The following is a 15,888-nucleotide window of genomic DNA, read 5'->3' on the forward strand; positions in this document are numbered from 1 at the left end:
CGGCGGCGTCCATCGAGGACACGATCACCATGTGCTCACCGTGGCCGTCCGTCCGCCACGCCAGCGCGGTCTGCGCCGCCAGATCCAGCGTCGGCCCCACGAACAGCACAAGCCGAGCGCCGAGCTCGTCCGCCACGCGGATCGACACCAGCGTTTTGCCGGTCCCCGGCCGTGGGCGGAAACAGCGGCCACAGTCATTCAGCTCTTCCTCGATCCGGAAGCGGAAGGTGCCGGCGAGCCTTCCGTGCGGGCACCCTATCACCCGGCAGACCTTCCGTACACAGAATGCACGGAATAGGTACGCTTACAGTGCGGAGCTAGTACGTTTCGTGGGCTAGGGTGGGATCGGAGGTGCTTCATGTCCGAGTTGTTCGACGCGGTGGACGCACTGGTGGCGTCCCGATCCCCGCTGCCGCCGCCGGCAGAGCGCAGGCGACTGCGCCAGGCGCATGCGCTCACCCTCGACGAAGTGGCCACCGCCCTGGGCGTGCGGCGCGCGACCATCGGCGACTGGGAGACGGGCAAGACCGAGCCGCGACCGCCGCAGCGGGACGCGTACGCGCGCCTGCTCAAGCAGCTCACGCAGCTCTACCCCGCTGCGGAAAGCACCAGCGCACCGCAGGAAGACACCACTGCGCAGCAGACCGCTCCCCCCACAGCGCCAAAGACGCCGCATGGCCCCACGGGTCCGGAGCCCGATGCTGCGGCCCCCGCCGCGTCCGACTCCCCCGCGCCCGCAGCCCCCGCTTCTGCTCCCGCCTCGGCTGCGACGTCCCGGCCGGTGACGGCCTCGCGCCGCCCGGGCGCGAAGAAGGCGGCCCCGGCGAACACGCCCGCGGCCAGCGGTGTGTACGCGCACGGTCCCCTGCTCGTTCTCGACGCCGACGCCGAGCGGAATGTGACCGGCTACGGCGTCGGCGGCCTGATCCTGGACGTGCCCGCCAAGTCCCTGCCCGCCCTGGTGGAATGGACGCTGACCGAGGCGCGGCTTGGGGCGGAGCGGCTGCACGGCTCCGGGAAGGACGCCGATCCGCTGCTGGTGCTCACCGAGGCGGCGTGCGAGCGCTACGGCCTGCCCGCCGCGCTGTCGCACGAGGAGCGGCTCGCCGGGCGACTCCCGGAAGGGCACAAGGTCATCAAGCAGCTCCAGCGGGCCGAGTGGAAGCTGACCAAGCGGGGGCTGGGACCGTGGGCGCGGATCTACCGCCCCGCCCACGGCGGGCGGCGGCAGTGCGTGCAGCTGTGCATCCCCTCCTGGCGCGCCCTCGATGGGCGCGCGTGGGGGCATGCCGCCCAGCTGGAGCCGGCGGAGCTCGCCCAAGTGCTGGGCCTGTACGCGACGCGAGTGATGACACCGGTGGGGTCCACGGCCGTCACCGGCCTGCATCTGATGACCGCGCTGAACCCGCCGACCCGGGCGAGTGAGCCGGACGCCGACGGCAAGCGGCACCGCGAGCACCGGCCCGGCTCGCTGGGCACGGAGCCGATGGACCCGGCGCCGTGCGAGGCGACCGACGGCCACCCCGTGCTCGCTGACCTTCCGCGGTTCCATGTGCGTGGCCCGGGCGAGCGGCTGTTCGAGGAGGCCTACGACTGGGCACGGGATCTCACCGATGAGGAGTGCATGAAGCGCCACCTGGTCGGCATCGACGTCAACCTTGCCTTCGGCGCGGCCGCCAACGGCGCCGTCGTCGGCCTCGCGTCGCCGCCCGTCCACGTCACCAACCCGGCATTCGACGCTTCGGTGCCCGGCTCGTGGCTGGTCGACCTCTCCCACGTCGACCTGAACCGGGTGAAGGTCGGCAAGCAGTGGCGCGACCTCGACGGCGGTCTGCTGCCCAGTCCGTTCACGCCGAGCGGCCAGCGTCCCGAGGGCCCGGCCTGGTATGCCACGCCCACCGTCGCCTACGCCGTCGACCTCGGCTACGAGGTGGCCCCGCTTCAGGCGTGGGTGCGCTCCGAGAGCGGCCGGTTCCTGGACGGCTGGTACAAGCGGTTGCGCGACGCCTACGTCGCCACCATGGCGGACCTGGGAGTGGACGAGAAGCTGCCCCCGCACGAGTTCCTGACCGCGATGGACGGCTACAAGAGCCGTGATGCGGAGGCGGGAATCGTCGTGGACGCCATCAAGATGACCGTCAAGGGCGGCATCGGCAAGCTGCAGGAGAAGGCGCGCGGCGGCGGCTGGAAGCCGGGACAGGCATGGCCCGCTCTGGCCCGGCCGACGTGGCGCCCCGACATCCGGGCCACCGTCATCTCCCGGGCCCGGATCAACATGCACCGCAAGATGGTCGCCCTGGCAGCGGCCACCGGCCGGTATCCGGTCGCGGTCCTCTCCGACTGCGCCGTGTACGCCGCCGACGGGCCCAGCCCGCTGGACGTCCTGCCCTACGACGCCGACGGCAAGACCGTGCCCGGCAGCTTCCGGCTCGGCGTCTCCCCCGGGATGGTCAAGCACGAGGGCACCCAGAGCGTGCTGTGGGGCGCCAACGTCCTCGAACAGCTCGCCGGCGACGGCCACGTCGCCAACCTCGCCCGCTACATCAAGACCGGCGAGGTCACCACCAAGGACACCGGAGAGTAGAAGCAAAGGGGGGCAGCAATCGGTGGTCACGATCGGCGACGAACTCGACAAGGCAGTCCAGGGTGCGTTCACACGCCCGATCCCGAAAACGGCCGGGGCGCAGATGCGTTACCTGGTGCGCCAGCACCAGCGCAGCACCAGGCGCGTGGCCGAGCTGCTCGGCGTCAGCCAGCGCACCGTCGAACGCTATGTGAAGAACCAGATCAAAAAACCCCGGCCGGAGCTCGCCGACCGCCTCGAGCGTGAGGTCCGCGTGCGCTGGCAGCCGCAGATCAGGGCCAAGGCCAAGCAGGCCGCGGCCACCACCGGCGGCATCATGATCGACGTGCAGGCCCGGTTCGGCTACACCGCCGCCCCCGGCAGCACCGACGACGCCCGCGTACGCCACCTCACCCTCGCCCTGCCCCCAGAGCAGGCCGCACGCCTCTTCCAAGCCCAGGAAGCCGGCCTCACCGACGACCGACTCCGCCAGATCACCGCCGAAGCCCTCGGCGAGGTCTACTTCCGCGACAACGGCCGCCGTGCCCACGGCCTCGAAGTCGAACTCACCGACCTGATCGACCTCGACTTCGAGCTGTAGCCGCTTCCTCGTTGGCCCCGGCCGCCCTCGTCGACGAGGAGAACCAAGTAGGGCTGGCGCTGGCCGTGCACCGCTGACTACGGCAAACCACAAAAGAAGGGAGACATGGTGAATGCGGAGCTCGGGGGACCGAAGCGCGAGTACGTCGGCTTTATTCGGATTGCTGGCCAACCGGAAATCCAACTGCGGCTGATGGCCTCGTCGTCGAGTGAAGCCCGATCAATCGTCATCGAGCAGTACGGCGAGGGACACGTGATCTCGGTATGGAATGAAGAAGACGCCAGTCGCCCTAGGTAGACACGCCTTCGAGTCGACTGTAGGGGCGGCCGCCGGTCAGGGCGATCCGGACCTCGGCCAGGGACGGCAGCACGATGCCCAGGCTCTTCCAGCCGCGCGGGGAGATCTCGGGGAAGGACCTGGCCATGGTCAGGCGATCCAGTCCCGTCGGATCTCGGCGGCCAGGTCGCGTACGCCGAGCCCGTCACGGACCCGGGAGGCGAGGGCGACGGCTTCCTTGGCCTCGACCGTGACCGTCAGCCCCGATGCGGTCAGGTACGCCGCGGCGACGGCCGCGCCGAACAGCTCATTGCGCGACTCCAGCGCCGGGACCCGCACGAGGAGGTGAAGGAGCGCGGCGGCCCGGTGGTGCGCCTCCGGGTACACGGGGGTTCCCATGACCTCGTCGGCATGCCGGGCGACGGCGGCCGCAAGAGCTCCCCAGTCGGTGACGTCCGGGTCGGCCCGCAGGTACAGCTGCGCGGCGTCGAGAAGCCAGGCGCGGTCGACGTGCAGGATCACGCGGCGGCACCGCCGGCACCGCTCGTGCCGAACGCCTCGTCGAAGGCCGGCCCCCAGGCGGTGACGAAGTCGCCCACGGCTGAGACGAACCGGCGCCGGGCGACATCGTGCTCGAGGACCCGACCGGCCAGTTCCGGCACCGTGACGCCGGTGCGCTCGGCCTCCTCGACGAGGGCGTCGTACGCCGCGTCGTCGACTGGTACCTGAATCTCTCGGGCCATATCGGCAGACTAGCAGCGGCCCAAGCCCGCCCGGAGGGCTTCGAAAGACGCCCCCCGGGGGGACGTACAGGTGGCCCCGGGCCCGGACCGAGTCAAGGGGGTGCCCGCGGGTCTGCAAGTGGAAGTCGTAGCCTGCCAGGTTCCGGCATTGTGCCCCGTGGTTGAACGCTGAGATCCTTACGGCGAGTGCCTAGGAGAAGGCGCCGGGGAGGGTCATGTGTCGTCCGTCGTTCTCGTCATCATCCTCGTGATGGCGTTGATGCTGTGCGTGACCGGCGTATTGGCCATGGCGACTGGGCGCGTCGTACTCCCTTGGGTGCGCAAGGGAGTGAAACAGCCTCGTGTATGGGGTGCCGGGGCGTTGTTGATCGCGGCGAGCCTCACGGCGGCGTGGCTGGTGCCCTTTCGTGGTCAAAGCCTGCTCATGCTGGCTGGTCTCGCGCTGAACTGGCGAGCCCAGGGCTGGCGACACCGGAGACCCCCCGGACGGAGTGAGACTCCCGTGCTGGGTCTGTTCGGGGTTTCCTATGGCATGGCGGGGCTTTTGCGTCGACCATGGCGAGACGGTGAGGTGCGCATTCTCTGGGGGATCATGACCAAACCGACGACGGGTGAGTCTGCCTCCGAGGCTATGGCGCGACATAAAGCGGTCATGGCGCAGCGGGAGAAGGCGCTCGATCTCATGGCGCGCCAGGCGGCCGCCAGGAAGGCCGAGTCCGACCAAGCCCCTTCGGAGAAGCCGGCCACGGGCAAGCGGCGCGCGTCGTGCGGGTGGGGAGCAGTGTGCGGACCGTCCCTGGCGGCCTACCGTCTCTCGGGAAGCACCGCTGACCCACCGCATGCCAACCCGCCTACTCGGTCAGGCGGATACGCCGCTGTCGTCTCGACCGGCCTGGGGTGAGGGGCGCGGCATGCGCTGCCGCCCCGGGCCTGTGGACCTCACACGCGGTGCCTAGCAGGGGTGTTCTGTCGGTGGGGGCGCGTAGCGTGGGCCGGCACAGCCAACTCGCAGCAGGAACCACCATGCCACTCACCGGGGAGCAGTCTGCTTCCGTCGCCGTGCCAGCCGCGCGGCAGCGTCGGCCGGGGCGGTCGTCGGTCCGTCACGGCCAGGCGTCCTGTGCCGACCACGGCTGCGCCCGCGTCGAGTGCCGCCAGGCAGCACTGCGGGCCCCCGCCGCCAGCGCGAGCAGGACCGTCTGCGTGGTCTGTCCTCCCGTGTGCCACCGCATTCCGCCGCTCGGTGGGCTGGCCGGCTGCGTGAGTGGGGTATGTCCGCGCAGGACATCGCCGACCGGGCCGGGCTGTCCGTGACCCTGGTCCGCCGCGTCCTGCGCACCCCGGCAGACGGCCAGACCGTCCGGGACATCGCCCGCACCTCCGCCGACGCCATCCTCGGCATCCCGCTCCCCCACCACCGCACGCCCGGCGCCCCCGGCCTGACCGACTCCACCGAGGCATCCTGGCTGCTGGCCGACCTGGCACGGGCCGGATGGCCCGCCACCACACTCGCCCACCGCCTGGGTGTCAACGCCCGTACGGTCGCCGACTCCGCGACAAACGCCCCCGCCTCCGCCTCGACTTGGCCCTGCGGATACGCCGCCTGCACCGCGACCTGATCAGCCTCGACCCGGCCGGCTACGGCATCCATCCCACCGACAGCGCCCGCACCAGAGCCGCAGCCACCCGGCGCACCACGGCGACAGCCGCCTGATCGGGGTAGCTGCAACACGATGTCGAGCTTCGCCGTTGCTGCTCGGCGCAAGGCCCTGACCTGCTTCTTCTCGCGAACTGCTGTGCGTGAGGAGATGGTTGGCTAAGCTGCCCGCTTACGTGCGGGGTATACCCCGCTTCCGGCAGTCCGCTCATCTCCTGCCTGCTCCGCTGAGAGCAGCGCGCACGGACTGCCCCCCTCACCGCGACAGCCGCATTCCTCGAAGGCCCCGATGCCCCTCGGCATCGGGGTCTTCGTCATGCCCGCACCCCTTTGAGGAGCCCCGCCATGACCCGTCCCCGGTTCACCGACCCCGCGCTGCAGGCCGCCTACGACTACCTCGCCCCCGCCGACACCGGCGCACCGGCCGACAGCGCGGAAGCCATCGCCGCCCGCGAAGGCCTGAACCTGGCGGCCGACCTGGCCGCCGTCCGCCGACGCACCGCCCGCTCCGCGGCGGCAACCCGGCAGCGCACGACCCGCCGCGAGGACCGTCGCTCATTTCAGGCCCTGGCCTTCACCCTGCTCAGCCGCCAGGCCGTGAACCTGCGCGGGCCCGAGTTGCGGAGCCGGGGCGCAGGCCTGGGGCCGGGTGGGACTGTGGCCGCAGGAGATGGAGGCATGGATCGGCGCCGTCGGAGTGGACGGCGCCGCCATCGCCCGAGACTGCCGCACAGCGGGCATCGCCCTGTCCGCGATGAACGTCCCTCGACGGCAGGCGCGTCAAGGACCGCCTGCGGGGCGGGGAGCCCGCCTTCTCGGTCCTCGCCCGTGCGACGGCCTGCGGGCGCTCACTGTCCGACTGACGCGCAGATGTCGGGGCGGCCCCGTACCAGGGCGCGTGCGAAGGGGCCGCCCCCCAGCCCCGCTGTCCTGACACGGCAGAGCCGCATCGACGGTATCCGCCGGGCTGCCGTTCTGTACCAGTTCTCTCCGGATGGTGTTCTCCGAAGAGGGGTGAATCGTTGTGTGCGAAGCGGAGTATCAGGACCTTAATTCGCGGGGCTCGTTTTCGGGAGGCCCGTAGGGCACTCAGGCGACGCCGTACGACGCTCACTCCTGCCAGCAGGCACGCCGCCAGCCCGCGCCCCCGCTCGACGGCCTCCGCTGTCGACCGTACACAACGCCGATTTGCCCTGAACATCGAATGGGGCCGCCCCACTACCTCGTGACCTGGCCAGTAACGGACGAAGGGCAGTGTCGGAAGACGAACACATAGCCACCTGCCTGAAGCATCGTCACCTTCTCCCACAAGGAGCAGAGAAACAGGGCAGAGATCCCCTACCGCCCCGACGAGGCAACCATCACCTCATTGCAGGCCCTCGGCACTCCCGCCGCGGGCCTGGGCAAAACTGCCACGCGCGATCCGAACTTCACCGATCCCGCCGAACTACTGAAGCTGCTCGGCCAGCGCCTACGGTCGGACACAACCACGTACTGCCCGTAGACCATCCACGGCATAAGCGGTGTCGGCGAAACACAGATCACCATCGAGTACGCCTACCGCCACCAATCGGAGTACGACGTCGTGTGTGGATCTCGCCGAGCGACCGGCCGGATCCGGGAGACGCTCTTCTTACTGGAGCCCATCGAGCGTCCAGCCGACAATCATCACTTGCCTGCCGCGTGGGCTCAGTCGTGGATACGATGTCTGCCAGCTTGAGTGTCACGCAGTTTCTAAGGGGGGACCTTGGCACAGCAGCTGATCGAACTCGCCATGCCCGACGGGCAGATGGTCTGGGCCATGGTTGAAAGGCAGGGGCCACGGGACACCGGACTCGGTGACCAGGTTGTGCAGCGCATCGAGGGCTTTCAGGAATCGCTGCATGCCCTGGCCGCGAATGTACGCACTGCGGTGGCGACCGCTCGGCCGGACGAGGTGGGTATCGAGTTCGGGCTGGAGCTGGCAGCTGGCAAACATGGCGTGGTCGCCGCACTGACGGGCGTCGGTGGGAAGGCTACCTTCAAGGTGACACTCAAGTGGACCGCAACGGGTCCCGACCTCGTCCAACCACAGCAGCCGGACCCGGTTGTCGTGCCTGCACCTTCTGACGAGGCGTGAAATTGTTCTGCTTCGCCAGACGGATATGAGATACCGACACTCGCCATGCGCGGATTCAACCCGGTCGCAGCTCTCCAGGAGCTCCTGGAGAGCTGCCGCGTGCTCGTGGAAGGCGCAACCGACGGGACCGGATTCTTCGTTGCCCCCGGATTCGTCGTCTCCTGCGCCCACGTCGCCGGCGTCGAAGCGGGGTTGCCCGCACGGGTTCGATGGAACGATCAGAGCTACGAAGCGGTGGTCCTAGCGGCTTCCGCGGACGCGCCAGAGCGCAGCAGCGCGCTGTATGCGTTCCCTGACTTGGCTGTCGTGAAGCTCCTCGATCCACCTGAGGGTCATCCCTGTGTGTGGCTAGACATGGCCAGGCCCCTGCAAGGAACTGAGTTGACGGCTGTGGGCTTCACAGACACTCTTCAAGCATGCGCGGCCGCGCCGCGCCGGGTGAGGTTGACCGCTGGCGGCCGCACCGCCCAGGCGAGCGGCCAGTTGGTGGAACTCGTCGACGGGGAGATCAATCCGGGGCTCTCCGGGGGCCCTGTGCTCAATCACACCAGTGCCGGCGTATGCGGCGTTGTCAAGGCAACCCGCCTGGAGGACACCACCATGGGCGGCTTCGCAGTGCCTGTCGACGCGTTGCGGCTCATCGACCCGGAGGTGTACCGGACTGTCGTCGAGAATCACGACCGCTTCCACCAATCGGACCCCCGATGGCGCATGCTGTCCGATCGAATGGAGCAGACTCACGTCGGTGAGGTCTCAGAGGGTGCCTTTGACCGGCACTTCCTCGGTCTGCTGTCCGCGCTGCCCGACTCTCACGACGCCGGTCGATCACATTCGGCTGCCTTCCTGGCTGTTGCCGCTCCTGGAACGCCGTTGCCAGAGCGGCCCATGCTCGCCCATCGCGACGTCTACACGGAGTTGACTGCGCTCCTGCCGCCGCCGGACGGTGAACTCCCCTATGAACTCGCCTTCTGCGCCGACCTCGCCCGTGAGCTGGCGGGGGTGCCAGCCGGCGTGTCGGGCGCAGTGACCGAATTGCGCGATCAAGTGCTGATCGACGCCGGCCGGCTCGGACTGGGCGACGCGGTACGGGCCCGGCTGGCGGGCGGCAGAGTGCCAGCCCGACGTCCCTCTGTAATCGGCAGGGTCCGGCATTCGCTCCGAGACCGCAGTCTCTACCACGTCATGGCCTGGCGGTTCCGGTCGCCGCATGACATCGTTCCGGGTGCGTCAGAATCCTCGGCCCTCCCCCTGCGGGAGGCACTCGTCCTGCTGTCCGATCTGCTGGCTCAGCAGATCGTTCTGATGGGTGACACCCCGCAGCGCCGAGGGCTGATCGAACTGATCCTTCCGCGCGAGGTCCTCGACGAGGACTTCGCCGACTGGAGGCTGTGGCCGGAGTTCGAGTACTGGTCTCTGGGACGCAAGTACGACCTGGTGGTGCGGCCCCTGGAACGACACGAGGCTCCGTATCTCCACGCGGCCTGGGAAGAGCGCTGGCGCCATCTGGAAGGAAAGAGGGTGGGTGAGGCGCTGGTCTGTGTCTGCGGGCGCGACCGTCAACGTCAGGCAGCGCTCGACGCCCTGTTCAACAACGACCCGGCGCTGGCTGCCCTGACGCTGGCCGGGTCGCCACGCCAGTCACCGGTCGCCGACGCGTACATGGTCGCGCTCACGTCCGGAGTGCCGATGATGCTGTGGCGACGAGGTTCCGTGCCTGGCCCGCCAGTCTGCGGAAGTCCCTGCGGAATCCCGGGTCGGGACGCCTGCCCCGCCCCGGGGTTCCTCACTCAGGCACGTGAGTTCCTCTCCGATACCCCGCGCGACGACGTGCCTGACAGGATCTGCGCGCTGCGCAACGATGCGGAGATCGAAGCGGAGGACGAGGGTCACATCGGCGAGCACGTCGTCCTGCTGTGGGACGACCCCAGCCGACGAATTCCTCGCACACCCCTAGCCCCGGCAGCCCCGGTCGAGGAAGGACAACCCGTTGAGTGAGTGGAGGATCTATCAGGGCGTCGGCGAGCCACACGATGGCATCGACCGCCTGCCCTCTCCGCCGCCGTGGCGTGACTTCGGCAACGCCGAAGACGAGGTGACTCCCTTCGACCGAGAAGTACCCGCACAGAGCCGACGCCGGCTGCCGCAGGCCGCGGCTTACCAGGCCGACACAAACATCATCGAGGCGGTGAACACGGCCCTATATCTGCGCAGGCCGCTGCTGGTCACCGGAGACCCCGGCGTCGGCAAGTCGACCCTCGCGGACGCGGTCGCGGGCGAGTTGAAACTGGGCACCGTGCTGCGTTGGCCAGTGAACAGCAAGACCACGTTGCGCGACGGGCTGTACCGGTACGACTCGCTGGGCCGCCTGGAGGAGGCCGGCGTGAACAGACACCAAACGCGACAGGGCGGCCAGCCGCAACCGGCAGGTCCCGGCCGTTACGTCAGCCTCGGCCCCCTGGGCACCGCTCTGGCCCCCTACCGGTTGCCGCGCGTGCTGCTGATCGACGAGATCGACAAGAGCGACATCGACCTGCCGAACGATCTTCTTGACGTCTTCGAGGAAGGCGGATTCGAAATCCCGGAGCTGGCGCGGGCCGCGGACACGCACGAGACAGTCATGATCCGGCCAGCTGACGGTGGCGAGCACGTCACGGTGCGCCGCGGCATGGTCCGCTGCCGTGCCTTCCCATTCGTCGTCCTCACCAGCAACGGGGAACGAGAGTTTCCTCCCGCGTTCCTACGGCGGTGCGTCCGACTCCAACTGCCAGCTGTCACCGACGACGAGACGCGACTGCGAGCCATTGTGCGCGCCCATCTTCCAGGGGCCGACGACCGGGCGGAGGAGATCATCGAGTTGTTCATGGAGCGGGCAGCGACCGGTGAACTCGCCACCGACCAGTTGCTCAACGCGGTGTATCTGATGAGCCGGACCGTCCAGGAGGGCGCACCCGATCAGGACGGGATCGCCCGGCTGGTGCTCCAGCATCTGAACGTGACAGCTCCCCTCCAGTGACAAGCGACAGCGGCGGCATCGCACGCCTCAGCGCGCTGCTCGGCGCCCTTGACCCACATGGGCTACGGCCCGGTCCGCGGGAGGTCGCCGAGCTGCTGTGGCTGGCCGCGAACTTGCCTGTGGGGGCCCTCATCCATGCGCAGACATCATCTGACGAAGGCGCTGTCAGTGAAACTCCGTCGTCGCCCCCGAGCCAGGAGGCGGTTGCCGCCGATGCTTCGGAGGCAGCTGCCGATCAGGGTGATGTGGGGCCGGAGGGCCGCTTGTACCTGCCGGACAGCGAAGTCCCAGGCCAGGATCGCACCCGCTTCCATCCCGCCTCCCTCATCCGCGTCGCCGGCGCGCCCTCGCTGTCACGTCGGCGCGCCCTGGCCAGGTCGCTGCGGCCGCTCAAGCGCCGGGTGCCCTCGACGACGCGCCTGGTCCTCGACGAGGAAGCCACCGCCGACCGCATCGCCGACGAGGCCCGGTGGATGCCCGTCCTCGTCCCGGCCCAGGACCGATGGCTCAACCTCGCGCTCGTCATCGACGTCCACGGGGACGGCGCCGCCCTGTGGCAGCCATTGGGCCGCGAACTACTCGGCGTGCTGCAGGAGCTGGGGGCCTTCCGCAGCATTCGAACATACTGGCTGCGTCGTCGCCCCGATGGTACGCCCGGACTGGCCGCGAGCCCGCGCCAGGCACCGCGCTCGGTCGCGACCGCGAGCGATCCAACCGGCCGCACGGTCACATTGCTCCTTACCGACGGAGTCGACCCGGGCTGGGGCACTGAAGCCCTGCGTGGCATGCTGCGGCAGTGGGCCCGCAGCGGTCCTGCTGCGGTACTGCAGACTCTGCCTGAGCAACTGTGGGGGCAGACGGCGCTGGCGCCGGAGCCAGGCCGCTTCCGCAGCACCGGGGTGGGCGACTCGTCCTCGCGGCTGCACTTCAGCCCCTACAGTCTCGGCTCTCACGCACTGCAACCGGGCGAGGCTTCCCTGCCGGTGCTGGCCATTCATCCGGAATGGCTGGCGCCGTGGGCCATGGCAGTCGCGGGCACTTGCGAGTTCGACGGCGCAGCAGTACGCCTGCCAGCGGGAGGGGCCGCAGCGGTCCACGCACTCACGTCACCACCTTCCGGGCAGCCGGTCAGCTTCGAGGAATTCCTCGCGCAGACGCAGCCTGGGCCCTTCCGCCTCGCCGCCTACCTGTCCGCTGCCCCGCTCAACCTCGCCGTCATGCGACTGGTGCAGTCGGCGATGCTTCCCAACAGCCCACCCTCGGACCTTGCCGAGATCGTCTTCAGCGGCCTCCTGCGCAGGCTCCCCTCGAGCAGCACGGACGGCGATCCGCTGCAGCAGGCATACGAATTCGCACCCGGCGTCCGCGACCGGCTACTGAGCACCCTGCGACGCGACGAAGCCGCCCAGGTCATCGCCAATGTCTCCGCCTACGTCGAGCGCCATGTGCCAGCCGGTGCCGCCCGCTTCACCGCGGCGGTCGCCGACCCGGATGGCTCAGCGCTCCTGCAGACTGGGGCCCGGCACTGGGCCGAGGTGCAGAACCTGGTGCGCCGTCGCCGACGCCGCAGGACCCCGGCGCACAACGCAGAGAGCCTGGATCCCGCCGTCATGCGCGGACTCGAAGCGGGACGGAAACCGGCACCGCACCGCACCTCCGAACCTGCAGGCGCGCGACTAGCCCCGGCCCTTGCCGACGACCTACCTCCGGCCAGGCCAGGCCGCAACGACCGCAGACGCTTCCTGATCACCATCGGCGTCTCACAGTTCATGCTCGATCTGCCGGAGCTTCCTCAGGTACCCCAGGACGTCGCCCGGGTACGCGAGGCGTTCGAGGCACTCGGGTACACACCCGTCCTGCCCGAGCTGGCGAACAACCCGTCGACATCCACCGTGCTGCGCAACATCGAAGCCTGGGCCCATAGCAAGAACGTCCGCCCCTCCGACGTGGTAGTCGTCTACTTCGCGAGCCACACGACGATCATGAGCGACAGCCCTGCCCAGCTCATGGCCTTCGACAGCGAGCCATCTACCGAGCAACCGAGCGGTATCACCGTTCCGCGGCTACACCGGGCTTTCTCCGGGCGCCTGGGCGGCCTCATGCTTATCCTCGACGCCGGCATGCCAGGCATCTCGACCACGCCGGTCGACCCGGAAGGTCCACCCCTGTGGGTGCTGTCGTGCCATCAGGACACGCAGGAGCGCCGCAACAGCACCTTCGCCCGTACACTGGCCAGCGAGCTGACGCGGCAGAACCATGGTTCAGCCCCCCCAAAGGACCTGGCGGAGTTCTCTGCGCGCATCAGGAAGCAGATGCTCCTGGACCCGACGGGGCACGGCCCCACCATTCAGTATTGGGATCCAGTCGCCACGTCCGCCTTCCACCGCTTCTTCCCTGACCCGGGGTGGCCACGCACTGCAGGTTTCCCACCCCTGCCAAAAGACATAGCCCCAAGGGCCGGACAATCGGATATTCTCGAGGCCATCATGGACTGGCTGCTGTACCAGCCGGACGATGACAGACCCAGGATCGTGACCGGGCGGCCAGGATCCGGCAAGACGACGGTACTCCGGTTCCTCGAGCGCCAATTGGCCCAACGCAGCAGCCGAGATGCCGACGCCAGCGGTCGCGAACAAGACAAGCGAGTAAGGACCGTACTGCTGAGCTCGATTCCCGGCACTGCAGACGACGTGTCACGGGACCTGGTCGTCCAGCTCGGATTCGGAAGGTACTCCCAGAACACTTGGATAACCCAAGTGGCCAGCTCCCCGGACACGGTGCTCGTACTCCTGGACCGGCTCCACGAGGCCTCCCCGAGTCAGCGCCTGAGCATCGTAGACAAAGTGGTTCGCCCCCTGCAGCAGCTGCCCGGCGTACGGCTCGTCATCGCTGATGACTCGACACGACTCGCAAACGAACTGGGCACTGACGTAGAAGTCCTGCGCCTACCGGACTCATACGGGTGGCTGCAAGGCGAGACGGTCGCAACGGAAGATGTTCGGCGTGAGCCACAAATAACCACCCTCAGCCGGTCTGTGAACCTTGGTGCCGGACGCGAACCGTACTTCTTTCTCAGCTACGCGCGGACGGACAATTCCGGCGAGTTCGTCAAGCGGTTCTACGACGATCTCGTGCAGGAGCTCCGGCGGATCGGCGGCGACCCGGCCGCGCAGCCGCCGTTCCGGGACTTCGAAGGGCTCGGTCTGGGCTCGGACTGGGCGCGGGTGCTCGGGGACGCGGTCGGGCACTGCCGCGCCTTCGTCGCGCTGTACTCCCCGTCGTACCTGAACAGCGAGTACTGCGGCAAGGAGTGGACCGCCTTCCGGGAGAGACTTGAGCGCTACCGCCAGGAGACCGACATCAACGTCCCAGCGCTGGTGCCAGTCATGTGGACGCCGGTGGAGGGCGAGTTGCCCGACGAGGTGGCCAATCTGCAGTACAACGAGCCCGGCATGGACGAATACCTCACGCACGGTCTGCTGCGCATCCTGAAGGCCGACCCGATGGGCCCGGCGTACCGCAGGATCGTCGAGAAGGTCGCCGCCCAGGTGCGGCTCGTCGCCGACCGGTACCGGCTGCCGTTGACACCTGGCCTCGACCTCGGTGACGTACGGAGCCGGTTCCCGGCCGCCTGGCAGCGCTCCGCCGCACCGGGCACTGGGCACGTTCGAGTCTTCCTGGTCGCCGGGGTCGCCGATCCGCTTCCGGAGGGACGCAACCGGCCGGAGTACTACGGGCGATCGCCCCAGGAGTGGACGCCGTACCAACCGCCTAAGCGCCCCACGATCGCCCACCGGGCGCAGAAGGCGATCGTGCAGGAGGGGTACACCAGCAACATCGAGGTCGTCGACGCCGGACTGAACAGCCGCCTCGACGAGACGATGGAGAACAACCAGATAAGCATCCTGCTGGTCGATCCATGGGCCGCACGCACCCCGGCCTACCGCGACGTACTCGCGGAGTTCGACAGCCAGCACCACCCGACGACCGGCGTACTGGTGCCCTGCCACGACGGAGATGAGGAGTCAGGCGGTGAGGAGATCTGGGAGGACCTCAGCCGGGTGCTCTGGCGCAACTGGCGCCGGCACAACGACCCCAACGACCCGCTGTTCCGGGTGCGGGTCGCCGAGGACGAGTTCGACGGTCAGCTCGCCGTGATGCTGGCAACGGCGCAGAACCGGCTGATGGAGATGAAAAGCACCACCCCCTTCCGATTCCCCGACGGCCCGCCCCCGCTACCGCTCCCCGACAGCCGCGTCACTGACGACTCTTCACCCGCGTAGCCCGGCCAGACCACAGGCGCATCCGGCGTGGGAGGCATCGCAGAGCAACATTTCGGTCGGTCCCACTTGGCGCTCCAAGTCACGGGACAGGCCAAATGCGGTCGCAACCCACAGCGGTGGGGCGATCAACGATCCAGTGTTGAAGCTCGTAGTGGCGGAACTGATAAGTAGGACCGTACAACCGCACTATCCCTGCAGTCGTGGCACAGTGTGCGCAGACGCAGAGGCGCCTTGTCCCGAACACAGGGTCAGCCCCTCCCCAGACTGCAACAAGCAGAGCGGCCACAGCCCCTTGCAGTCAGCTCAGTCGGTCGATGACGTCGTTGCGTGTGGACTCGCTCACCGGCCTGCGGGGGCGATCTCGTTCCACCGCGAACTCATACAGGTCACGCAGTGGCAGACACCCGCCGCGCCCGGGAGAGCCAGCAGCGCGCCCTCTACCGGTAGTTCGTTAAATCCGGCGGTGGAGTGGGTTGACGGCAAGTCGGGTTGGTCGTAGGCCGGTGGGAGGAGTCAACTGCCTTGCTAGGGGCTGCATATGACCGCTCGCCGTCCGTGTCCGCCCGCGCCGGGACCGTTGGAGGAGTACGCGGCCCGGTTCGACGACCTCTTCTTCAGCCTGGCCCAGCGGCG

The 15,888-nt window shown here is 68.8% G+C and carries 12 protein-coding genes; 9 read left to right on the top strand and 3 right to left on the bottom strand.

Going from position 1 to position 15,888, the window contains the following annotated elements:
* Positions 1-358: 358 nt before the first annotated feature.
* The 3 genes from tap to ACFZDC_RS40165 all read left to right on the top strand — a co-directional run bounded on the left by tap (position 359) and on the right by ACFZDC_RS40165 (position 3,461).
* Positions 359-2,584: a telomere-associated protein Tap gene (tap, locus tag ACFZDC_RS40155; RefSeq protein ID WP_391331806.1), complete on the top strand. Its 2,226-nt coding sequence runs from the start codon at positions 359-361 to the stop codon at positions 2,582-2,584.
* Positions 2,585-2,606: 22 nt separating this feature from the next.
* On the top strand, positions 2,607-3,164 hold the full coding sequence (gene tpg, locus ACFZDC_RS40160; protein ID WP_391331808.1) for a telomere-protecting terminal protein Tpg: 558 nt from the start codon (positions 2,607-2,609) through the stop codon (positions 3,162-3,164).
* Between the two features lie 105 nt (positions 3,165-3,269).
* Positions 3,270-3,461 (top strand): hypothetical protein, encoded by a 192-nt coding sequence (locus ACFZDC_RS40165; RefSeq protein WP_391331810.1) that lies wholly within the window; start codon positions 3,270-3,272, stop codon positions 3,459-3,461.
* Here ACFZDC_RS40165 and ACFZDC_RS40170 read toward each other — a convergent pair.
* Genes ACFZDC_RS40170 through ACFZDC_RS40180 form a run of 3 tightly spaced genes read right to left on the bottom strand, consistent with a single transcriptional unit; the run spans position 3,454 to position 4,183 of the window.
* The gene (locus tag ACFZDC_RS40170) at positions 3,454-3,588 is read right to left on the bottom strand and encodes a hypothetical protein (protein WP_391331812.1); all 135 of its coding nucleotides are present in this window, start codon (positions 3,586-3,588) and stop codon (positions 3,454-3,456) included. The two genes, ACFZDC_RS40165 and ACFZDC_RS40170, sit on opposite strands and share 8 nt — an antisense overlap.
* 2 nt (positions 3,589-3,590) lie before the next feature.
* Positions 3,591-3,962: a fic family toxin-antitoxin system, toxin component gene (locus ACFZDC_RS40175; RefSeq protein ID WP_391331814.1), complete on the bottom strand. Its 372-nt coding sequence runs from the start codon at positions 3,960-3,962 to the stop codon at positions 3,591-3,593.
* On the bottom strand, positions 3,959-4,183 hold the full coding sequence (locus ACFZDC_RS40180; RefSeq protein ID WP_391331816.1) for a hypothetical protein: 225 nt from the start codon (positions 4,181-4,183) through the stop codon (positions 3,959-3,961). Before ACFZDC_RS40180 ends, ACFZDC_RS40175 begins: the two co-directional genes overlap by 4 nt.
* A gap of 217 nt (positions 4,184-4,400) precedes the next feature.
* Between ACFZDC_RS40180 and ACFZDC_RS40185 the strand changes: the two genes are divergently transcribed.
* The 6 genes from ACFZDC_RS40185 (at position 4,401) to fsxC (ending at position 15,255) form a co-directional block, all read left to right on the top strand.
* On the top strand, positions 4,401-5,084 hold the full coding sequence (locus ACFZDC_RS40185; RefSeq protein ID WP_391331817.1) for a hypothetical protein: 684 nt from the start codon (positions 4,401-4,403) through the stop codon (positions 5,082-5,084).
* Positions 5,085-5,454: 370 nt separating this feature from the next.
* Positions 5,455-5,802 carry a hypothetical protein gene (locus ACFZDC_RS40190; protein WP_391331819.1) on the top strand — a complete coding sequence of 116 codons (348 nt, stop codon included), beginning with the start codon at positions 5,455-5,457 and terminating at the stop codon, positions 5,800-5,802.
* 1,785 nt (positions 5,803-7,587) lie between these two features.
* Positions 7,588-7,959, top strand: coding sequence for a CU044_2847 family protein (locus ACFZDC_RS40195; RefSeq protein WP_391331821.1), 372 nt, complete (start codon positions 7,588-7,590; stop codon positions 7,957-7,959).
* A 45-nt stretch (positions 7,960-8,004) separates the two neighbouring features.
* Positions 8,005-9,954: a trypsin-like peptidase domain-containing protein gene (locus ACFZDC_RS40200; RefSeq protein ID WP_391331822.1), complete on the top strand. Its 1,950-nt coding sequence runs from the start codon at positions 8,005-8,007 to the stop codon at positions 9,952-9,954.
* A complete protein-coding gene (locus tag ACFZDC_RS40205) occupies positions 9,947-10,972 on the top strand; it encodes an AAA family ATPase (RefSeq protein ID WP_391331824.1) in 1,026 nt (341 codons plus the stop codon). Before ACFZDC_RS40200 ends, ACFZDC_RS40205 begins: the two co-directional genes overlap by 8 nt.
* The gene (gene fsxC / locus ACFZDC_RS40210) at positions 10,969-15,255 is read left to right on the top strand and encodes an FxsC protein (RefSeq protein WP_391331826.1); all 4,287 of its coding nucleotides are present in this window, start codon (positions 10,969-10,971) and stop codon (positions 15,253-15,255) included. Before ACFZDC_RS40205 ends, fsxC begins: the two co-directional genes overlap by 4 nt.
* Positions 15,256-15,888: the final 633 nt, after the last annotated feature.

It is taken from the genome of Streptomyces sp. NPDC007905, assembly GCF_042959345.1.
GTDB lineage: Bacteria > Actinomycetota > Actinomycetes > Streptomycetales > Streptomycetaceae > Streptomyces.

Excerpts from the sequence above, each read along its gene's own strand:
- ACFZDC_RS40200 (WP_391331822.1), top strand. The coding sequence starts at position 8,005 with ATGCGCGGATTCAACCCGGTCGCAGCTCTCCAGGAGCTCCTGGAGAGC.
- ACFZDC_RS40180 (WP_391331816.1), bottom strand. The coding sequence starts at position 4,183 with ATGGCCCGAGAGATTCAGGTACCAGTCGACGACGCGGCGTACGACGCC.
- ACFZDC_RS40170 (WP_391331812.1), bottom strand. The coding sequence starts at position 3,588 with ATGGCCAGGTCCTTCCCCGAGATCTCCCCGCGCGGCTGGAAGAGCCTG.
- ACFZDC_RS40190 (WP_391331819.1), top strand. The coding sequence starts at position 5,455 with ATGTCCGCGCAGGACATCGCCGACCGGGCCGGGCTGTCCGTGACCCTG.
- ACFZDC_RS40165 (WP_391331810.1), top strand. The coding sequence starts at position 3,270 with ATGGTGAATGCGGAGCTCGGGGGACCGAAGCGCGAGTACGTCGGCTTT.
- tap (WP_391331806.1), top strand. The coding sequence starts at position 359 with ATGTCCGAGTTGTTCGACGCGGTGGACGCACTGGTGGCGTCCCGATCC.